Origin of the sequence: Corynebacterium sp. HMSC11E11 (assembly GCF_001807025.1) — a bacterium.
In the GTDB taxonomy this organism is placed as follows: domain Bacteria; phylum Actinomycetota; class Actinomycetes; order Mycobacteriales; family Mycobacteriaceae; genus Corynebacterium; species Corynebacterium freneyi.
Window position 1 is genome coordinate 47977 of sequence record NZ_KV787134.1, and the last position, 8153, is coordinate 56129.

At 68.7% G+C, this 8153-nt stretch carries 7 protein-coding genes and 1 pseudogene; 3 read left to right on the plus strand and 5 right to left on the minus strand.

Translation table 11 applies throughout. The features are described 5' to 3' along the window. Positions 1–2 precede the first annotated feature (2 nt). Together nadA and HMPREF3121_RS05075 are read right to left on the minus strand one after the other, a co-directional pair. Positions 3–1091 carry a quinolinate synthase NadA gene (nadA, locus tag HMPREF3121_RS05070; protein WP_070520518.1) on the minus strand — a complete coding sequence of 363 codons (1089 nt, stop codon included), beginning with the start codon at positions 1089–1091 and terminating at the stop codon, positions 3–5. Between the two features lie 40 nt (positions 1092–1131). Continuing rightward, positions 1132–1719, minus strand: coding sequence for a hypothetical protein (locus HMPREF3121_RS05075; RefSeq protein WP_070520521.1), 588 nt, complete (start codon positions 1717–1719; stop codon positions 1132–1134). Positions 1720–1824: 105 nt separating this feature from the next. Between HMPREF3121_RS05075 and HMPREF3121_RS05080 the strand changes: the two genes are divergently transcribed. Continuing rightward, positions 1825–2970: an 8-amino-7-oxononanoate synthase gene (locus HMPREF3121_RS05080; protein ID WP_070520524.1), complete on the plus strand. Its 1146-nt coding sequence runs from the start codon at positions 1825–1827 to the stop codon at positions 2968–2970. A gap of 16 nt (positions 2971–2986) precedes the next feature. On the opposite strand, the gene HMPREF3121_RS05085 is transcribed toward HMPREF3121_RS05080, so the two are convergent. Continuing rightward, positions 2987–3280 (minus strand): biotin synthase auxiliary protein BsaP, encoded by a 294-nt coding sequence (locus HMPREF3121_RS05085; protein ID WP_070520527.1) that lies wholly within the window; start codon positions 3278–3280, stop codon positions 2987–2989. Positions 3281–3282: 2 nt separating this feature from the next. Beyond that, entirely contained in the window at positions 3283–4293 is a 1011-nt protein-coding gene (bioB, locus tag HMPREF3121_RS05090; RefSeq protein WP_070520530.1) for a biotin synthase BioB, read from the minus strand. Positions 4294–4480: 187 nt separating this feature from the next. On the opposite strand from bioB, the gene HMPREF3121_RS05095 reads away from it, so the two are divergent. Then, positions 4481–5035 carry a TetR family transcriptional regulator gene (locus tag HMPREF3121_RS05095; RefSeq protein ID WP_070520555.1) on the plus strand — a complete coding sequence of 185 codons (555 nt, stop codon included), beginning with the start codon at positions 4481–4483 and terminating at the stop codon, positions 5033–5035. Positions 5036–5188: 153 nt separating this feature from the next. Beyond that, positions 5189–7330, plus strand: a complete 2142-nt coding sequence (gene glgX, locus HMPREF3121_RS05100) for a glycogen debranching protein GlgX (RefSeq protein ID WP_070520558.1) — start codon at positions 5189–5191, stop codon at positions 7328–7330. On the opposite strand, the pseudogene HMPREF3121_RS12380 reads toward glgX, so the two are convergent. Beyond that, a pseudogene (locus tag HMPREF3121_RS12380) lies at positions 7327–7662 on the minus strand (integrase core domain-containing protein); the annotation flags it as partial. The gene glgX and the pseudogene HMPREF3121_RS12380 sit on opposite strands and share 4 nt — an antisense overlap. Positions 7663–8153: the final 491 nt, after the last annotated feature.

The following is an 8153-nucleotide window of genomic DNA, read 5'->3' on the forward strand; positions in this document are numbered from 1 at the left end:
ACCTACTCGCCGCCGCCCGGATTGCCGATGGCGATCATCCGCTCGACGGAGGCACGCGCCTTGTCGGAGACGTCGGCGGGCACGGTGACCTCGTCGGCGCCCTCGGCCAGGCAGCGCAGCAGGGCCGCCGGGGTGATCATCTTCATGTAGGAGCAGGAGGCTCGGTCGTTGATGGCCTCGAACTCCACGTCCGGGGCGGCCTTGCGCAGCTGATGCAGCATGCCGACCTCCGTGGCGACGAGCACCTTGCGCTCGGCGCGATTCTCCGCGCGCTGCCCCTCGCGCTGCGCCGACGCCAACATCTCGCCGGTGGACAGCATGTGCACGCGCTCGGGCTCGATGGTGCCCTCGCCGGCCAGGTAGATCGCCGAGTTGGCGCACCCGCACTCCGGGTGGATGTACAGCTCGGCGTCCGGGTTCTCCTCCGCCCGGCGCGCCAATTCGTCGCCGTTGATGTTGGCGTGGACGTGGCATTCGCCGGCCCAGATGCGAATGTTGTCGCGGCCGGTCTCGCGCTTGACGTGGGCGCCGAGGAACTGGTCCGGGTTGAACAGGATCTCCTTGTCCTCCGGCAGGGACCGGACGACGTCGACGGCGTTGGAGGAGGTGCAGCACACGTCGGTCTCCGCCTTCACGTCGGCGGTGGTGTTGACGTAGCTGACCACCAGGGCACCCGGGTGCTCGGCCTTCCACTCGCGCAGCTCATCGGCGGTGATGGAATCGGCGAGAGAGCAGCCGGCGCGCTCATCGGGGATGAGCACCGTCTTGTCGGGGCTGAGGATCTTCGCGGTCTCCGCCATGAAGTGGACGCCGCAGAACACGATGACGTCGGCCTCCGTCTCGGCGGCCACGCGGGACAGGCCGAGGGAGTCGCCGACGTAATCGGCGATGTCCTGGATCTCCGGCAGCTGGTAGTTGTGCGCCAGAATCACGGCGTTGCGTTCGCGGGCCAGGCGGCGGACCTCGTCCGCCCATTCCTGCGTGGCCTCGACGCCGGTGTAGCCGCCCTCGGCGTCGACGACGGATGCCGCCAACGCGGACTCGAGGGGCTGAAGGGTCGCGCTGTCCTGCGCGGACGCGGGGGTGGTCACATCGGCTCCTTGGCTGGAAAGGATCTTGTTGCCGCCGATATTAGCTCGTGGGTCGGCCGCCTCCCGCATCACCGTCGCCGCCGGGCCCGGGGCGGGGATCCTCCCCCGGCCTCGGGGCCAGGAAGAACAGGCACCAGTAGGCCAGCATCGCCGCGAACGGCGCGACGAGCAGCGCGACCGGCGAGTCGAACGCGGGCAGCACGTCCACCGACGAACCCGGCGCGACGGCATCGAGGTCGGGCTGGCGCATCCCGGCGAGCAGGTTTCCCGACGCCCATTGCACCGCGGCCATGGCCAGCGCCGCCACTCCGACCCAGGCCTCCATGGCCAGGCCGCGGGCCGTCGGAAAGCGCTTGTGCGCCATCGAACCCAGGACCAGCCCCAGCACCAGGGCGATGCCGGTGAACCACAGCAGCGCCGAAAACGCCGCGTCGAGGCCGTCCTGCCGCACCGCCAGGCGGCCGCCTTCGAGGAAGGTGACGGTCTGCATGGGGCGGACCAGCGCCCAGACGACTCCGCCGAGCGCGCCGCCGAGCAGCGCCGAAAACAGCACGGCCGACGCGTCGCCGATGAAGCGGGGCGGGCGGCGGGTGGGCCGGGCGGCCTGCGCGGGGGTCTGCGGTTCCATGGGGGAAAATGTACCCGTCCCGGCGCCGGGCCCGCTTCCGGCGTGCGGGAGCGTGACGACGACACCCTCCCGAACATTGTTCAATAGATGGTTTATCGTGGGAACATGACCGATGAACGCACCGGCCGCTCCCACCTTTCGGAACTGGGGGAACTGACCCGTTCGCGCATCGCCGCGGGCCTGCACCGCACCCTGTCGCCGCGACCGCCCGGGCCGGCCGAACTGCTCGACCTGGCGTCGAACGACTACCTGGGCATGCACTCCCACCCCGCCGTCGTCGACGCGGCGACGGCCGCCCTGTACGACTACGGGCTGGGGTCGACGGGATCGCGCCTGGTCACCGGCGCGACGGTCGTCCACGACGAGTTGGAGGGCGCGCTGGCCGCGTTCATGGGGTTCGGCTCGGCGCTGACGGCCTCGTCGGGGTACATGGCCAACCTCGCGGCGGTGACGGCGCTGGCCGGGCGCGGCGATCTCATCGTCTCCGACGGCGGCTCGCATGCCTCGCTCATCGACGCCTGCCGACTGTCCAGGGCCAGCGTGGCGGTTACCCCTCTCGGCGACGTCGCGGCGATCGAGGAGGCGTTGGCCTCGCGCACGGAAGCCCGCGCCCTGGCGATCTCCGACGCCGTGTACTCCACGTCCGGTGACGTCGCCGACGTCCGGGCCTTGTACGACGTCGCCCGCGCGCATGGTGCGGCGCTGCTCGTCGACGAGGCACACGGGCTGGGGGTCGTCGGCCCCGGCGGGCGCGGGGCGGTGGCGGCGGCCGGACTGTCCGGCGCGCCGGATCTGGTGGTCACGGTGACGTTGTCGAAGTCGCTCGGCGCCCAGGGCGGCGCGATCCTCGGCCTGCCGCAGTTGCGCGACCATCTCATCGACGTCGCGCGACCCATCATCTTCGACACCGCCCTCGCCCCGCCGGCCGCCGCCGGCGCGCTGGCGGCGTTGCGCATGCTTGCCGACGATCCGTCGCTGCCCGCATCCGTCCTGCGCAATGCAGAGGCCATCGCGGACGCGTGGCGGGTTCCCGCTCCCCCGTCGGCGGTGGTGCCCGTGATCCTGGAAGATCCGGTCCGCGCGGTCGCCGCGCGCGACAACCTGCGCGAGCGCGGCGTGCTCGTCGGGGTGTTCCGCCCGCCGAGCGTGCCGCCGGGAGGCTCACGGTTGCGCATCACGGCGCGGGCGAACCTCACGGCGGAAGAACTTCGGCGCGCCGCCCCGCGCCCGGGCGACGTGCCGCCGGCCTAGACCCGGCGAGATTCGCTCAGCGGCGTTCGAGCAGCGCCGAGTCGAGCTCGCCGTGGCGCGAGCAGCGCGCGGACCAGCCGTCGGGCCGGACCTGCACGACCATGCGGCGCCCGCACAGACGGCAGTAACGCGGCGCCTCCAGCCCGGCGCGGGCGGAGTGGCTCAGCGGCCGCTCCTCCCCCGCCGCCAGGTGTGCGCCGGTGAATGGGTCGTATTCCGGCGGGTCGCCGAGCAACGTCGCCTTCAGCAACTCCGTCGAGTCGGGGTTCGAGCCCCGGCGCGCCGTGGTGCGCGCGGTGGTGGCCGCCATGACTAGACCGTCGCGTTGAGGGCCTTGATGGGCAGGCGGATCTTGCCCAGCATGTCCAGGTCCTGCTCTGCCGGGCGGCCCAGGGTGGTCAGGTAGTTGCCCACGATGACGGCGTTGATGCCGCCGAGCAGCCCCTGCTCCGCGCCCAAGTCGCCGAGGGTGAGCTCACGACCACCGGCGAAACGCAGGATCGTCTTCGGCAGCGCGAGGCGGAACGCGCCGATGGCGCGCAGGGCATCCTTGGCCGGCAGCGGCTCGCGGCCCTCGAACGGGGTGCCCGGGCGCGGGTCGAGGAAGTTCATGGGCACCTCGGTCGGGTTGAGCGCCGCCAGGTCCTGCGCGAACTCGGCGCGCTGCTCCAACGTCTCGCCCATGCCCAGGATGCCACCGCAGCAGACCTCCATGCCGGCTTCGGCGACCATGCGCAGGGTTTCGGCGCGGTCCTCCCAGGAGTGGGTGGTCACGACGTTCGGGAAGTGCGAGCGCGCGGTCTCCAGGTTGTGGTTGTAGCGGTGCACGCCGGCCTTGGCCAGGCGGTCGACCTGCTCCTGGGTGAGGATGCCCACCGAGGCGGCGACGTTGATGTCGACCTCCTCCTGGATGGCCTGCACGGCCTGCTCGAGCTGGGACAGCAGGTTCTCGTCCGGACCCTTGACCGCGGCGACGATGCAGAACTCGGTGGCGCCGGTCTTCTGGGTCTGCTTGGCGGCCTCGACCAGGGCCGGGATGTCCAGCCAGGCGTTGCGCACCGGCGACTGGAACAAGCCGGACTGCGAGCAGAAGTGGCAGTCCTCGGGGCAGCCGCCGGTCTTCAGCGAAATGATGCCCTCCACCTCGACTTCCTCGCCGCACCACTTCAGGCGGACCTCGTGGGCGAGGGCGAGCAACTCGTCGACCCGGTCGTCGTCGAGCTGGAGCACTGCGAGGGTTTCGGCATGGTCGAGGCCTTCCCCTCGGCCGAGCACCTTCTCGCGGGCGATCTCGAGAATGTCGGCGGAGGAATTGTCGGTCATGGGTTCTCCTGGCTGGTGGGTGATTCGGCGATGTGCGGCACCGCCGACCGGAAACGTGGCCGCCGCAGGCTCCGCGGGGCGCGATCGTTATATCGAAGGATGTTTGGAGACGAATGTACCCCGCTCACGAACGTCGTTCAAGAAATTGGCCGAACCCGCCCCCTCCCTTTCCGATAACGTGGATTCCGTGCAGCTCACCAAGGACATCATCATGGGTGCGGCAATGGAGATCCTCGACGAATACGGACTCCAGGACCTGACCATCCGCCGCCTGGCCCGCCACCTCGACGCGGCCGCCGGCGCCATGTACTGGCATTTCCCGTCGAAGCAGGCGCTGCTCGGCGCGGTCGCCGACCAGCTGCTCGCACCCCTGTCCGAGCTGGAGTCCACCGGAAACTGGCCCACCGACGTCACCGCCTTCGCCACCGCACTCCACGAGTGCCTGACGTCGCACCGCGACGGCGCCGAGGTCGTCTCCGCCGGCCTGGCCACCGACACCGTCTCCGTACGACCGGCCTCGATTCTCGTCCCCTTGCTTTCCGACGCCCCGATCGGGGAGGAATTGGCCGTCGACGCCGCGGCCACCCTCGTCTACTTCATCCTCGGCTCCACCGTCGACGAACAGACCGCCGCAGAATTGGCCAGGGTCGCGGACAACCCGACCGACCCCACCGCACACGGCCGCCGCATCCGCCACGGCGTCGACCTGATCATCGCCGGCATCGCCGCCGGGGACTCCTGACGCCGACACGCCGAACGCTCCCAGCACCTCACCCGCCCCGCACACCGCTCACCCCGAGGCCGGGCCGTCGTAAAGCACATCCCATGAATCCGTAACGCACCAAAGGTTTCGTCGGCGCGTATAACCCGGCCCCCTCCCGGTATGGTTATCGACATGACAAACGCGAACATCGACGGCGAGTACCAGGTCTGGCCCGGCGACCCCTACCCCCTGGGCTCCACGTACGACGGCGCCGGCACCAACTTCGCCCTGTTCTCCGATATCGCGGAAAAGGTCGAACTGTGCCTCATCAGCGAGGAAGGCGAAGAAAAGCGCATCCCCCTCGAAGAAGTCGACGCCCACATCTGGCACTGCTACCTGCCCGGCATCATGCCCGGCCAGCGCTACGCCTACCGCGTCCACGGCCCCTACGACCCCGCCAACGGCCACCGCTGCGACCCCAGCAAACTGCTCGTCGACCCCTACGCCAAAGCCTTCGACGGCGACTTCGACGGCCACAAGTCCCTGTTCAGCTACGACCTGGACGACCCCAGCAAACGCAACACCGACGACAGCCTCGGCCACACCATGACCTCCGTCGTCATCAACCCCTTCTTCGACTGGGCCACCGACCGCCAGCCCAAGCACCCCTACTCCGAAACCGTCATCTACGAAGCCCACGTCAAGGGCATGACCATGACGCACCCGGACGTGCCCGAATCCCTCCGCGGCACCTACGCCGGCCTCGCGCACCCCGCGATCATCAACTACCTCAAGGACCTCGGCGTCACCGCCATCGAACTGATGCCCGTCCACCAGTTCCTCCAGGACGACCGCCTCCGCGACCTCGGCCTGCGCAACTACTGGGGATACAACACCTTCGGCTTCCTCGCCCCCCACCAGGACTACGCCGCGTCGACCAAGCCCGGCGGCGCGGTGTCCGAGTTCAAGGGCATGGTCCGCGCGTTCCACGACGCCGACATCGAGGTCATCCTCGACGTGGTCTACAACCACACCGCCGAGGGCAACCACATGGGCCCGACCATCTGCTTCCGCGGCATCGACAACGCCGCCTACTACCGCCTCGTCGAAGGCGACAAGCAGCACTACATGGACTACACGGGCACCGGCAACAGCCTCAACGTCCGCCACCCGCACTCGCTGCAGCTGATCATGGACTCCCTGCGCTACTGGGTCTCGGAGATGCACGTCGACGGCTTCCGCTTCGACCTCGCCTCCACCCTGGCCCGCGAGTTCCACGACGTCGACCGCCTGTCCGCGTTCTTCGACCTCGTCCAGCAGGACCCGATCGTGTCGCAGGTCAAGCTCATCGCCGAACCGTGGGACGTCGGCGAAGGCGGCTACCAGGTGGGCAACTTCCCCCCGCAGTGGACCGAGTGGAACGGAAAGTACCGCGACACAATCCGCGACTACTGGCGCGGCGAACCGTCGACCCTGGGCGAATTCGCCTCCCGCATCACCGGCTCGTCCGACCTGTACGCAAACAACGACCGCCGCCCCACCGCGTCGATCAACTTCGTCACCGCCCACGACGGCTTCACCCTCAACGACCTGGTCAGCTACAACCACAAGCACAACATGGCCAACGGCGAGGACAACCGCGACGGCGAATCCCACAACCGCTCGTGGAACTGCGGCGTCGAAGGCTCCACCGACGACGAGACCATCCTGCAGCTGCGCGGACGGCAGCGCCGGAACTTCCTGACCACCCTCCTGCTGTCCCAGGGCACCCCGATGATCAGCCACGGCGACGAAATGGGCCGCAGCCAGAAGGGCAACAACAACGTCTACTGCCAGGACAACCAGCTGGCGTGGATGGACTGGAACCAGGTGCGCACCAACTCGGAGCTGGTGGACTTCACCCGCTTCCTGCTGAAGCTGCGCGCCGACCACCCGGTGTTCCGTCGCCGGCGCTTCCTCAAGGGCGGCCCGCTGGGCGCCGAAACCGACGACCGCGACATCGCCTGGCTGACCCACGAGGGTCGCGTCATGACGCAGGACGACTGGGATTTCGACTTCGGCAAGTCGCTGATGGTGTGGCTCAACGGCAAGGCCATCGACGAACCCGACGCCCGCGGCCACCGCATCGTCGACGATACGTTCATGCTGTGCTTCAACTCCCACCACGAGGATCTGACCTTCCAGATCCCGGGCACCGAGTACGCCTCCGAGTGGGAAGTGATCATCGACACCACCGAGCTGACCGGGCGTCCGACCCGCGAGCGCCTGGTGCACCCCGAGGGTGAGCTGCGCGTTCCGGCGCGTTCGACCGTCGTGCTGATGGAGAAGCTCTAGTTGTTGTGTCCCGCGAGGTTGTGAACGACTTCCGCGGGAGTTGAGCCGCCCAGTGCGCTATGGGGGGCGGTGGTGATTGCAGTGATGCAGCCACCCCGGATACTGCCGCGCACGGGCGGCTTCGCCGTCGCAAGTATCGGCCCTCGCCGCCGTCGGTACCGGCGTAGGCGCATTCAGCGGCCACCGTCCGGTTGAACCGCTCGACCTTGGCCGTTGGTCTGCGGCCACGTTTGCGCCTGCCACCGCCATCGGGGATGCGGCCGATGCGGACGCGTGAAGATGTGTTTGATCTGCTGGGCAGCAAGCACGTCGTTGAACAACCGCGACCGGTACGCCGGGGGTTTCCGTGTACGCCAAGCGCGAGCAGGCAGCGGCGCAGTACCGGGTGGACCGTAGAGGTCGAGACGTGGAATCGTTCGGCGGCTCGGGCGCAGTTCCATCCGTCGTCGACGATGAGTTGGGCCAGGCACTCCTCGCCCGGTAGGCAACGTTCGCGACCTACCGGGGTCACAACAGTTAGACGACAAATGCAGCCACGGATTTTCTCGTCCTGGGCTTTTATCGACGTTCACTCGGCATGAGGCTGCATTTGTCGTATTCAGGCCCTTTCAGACGCCCCCATCGGGTCTCCAACCATCCGGGCACGCTCCTGCCGGCTGTTTCTCACGCGGTCTCCATCCGCCGGGTCGCCGCCGACCATCCAAGAAAGAGATGCTTGACGACGGCCGTCGCAAAGCCTGAAACGGCCCAAAGGGGGCCGACAAAACACGGGGACCACCACCCCCACCCCAAACCGGCTCATCCGGATCTGGAGTGCGTAATT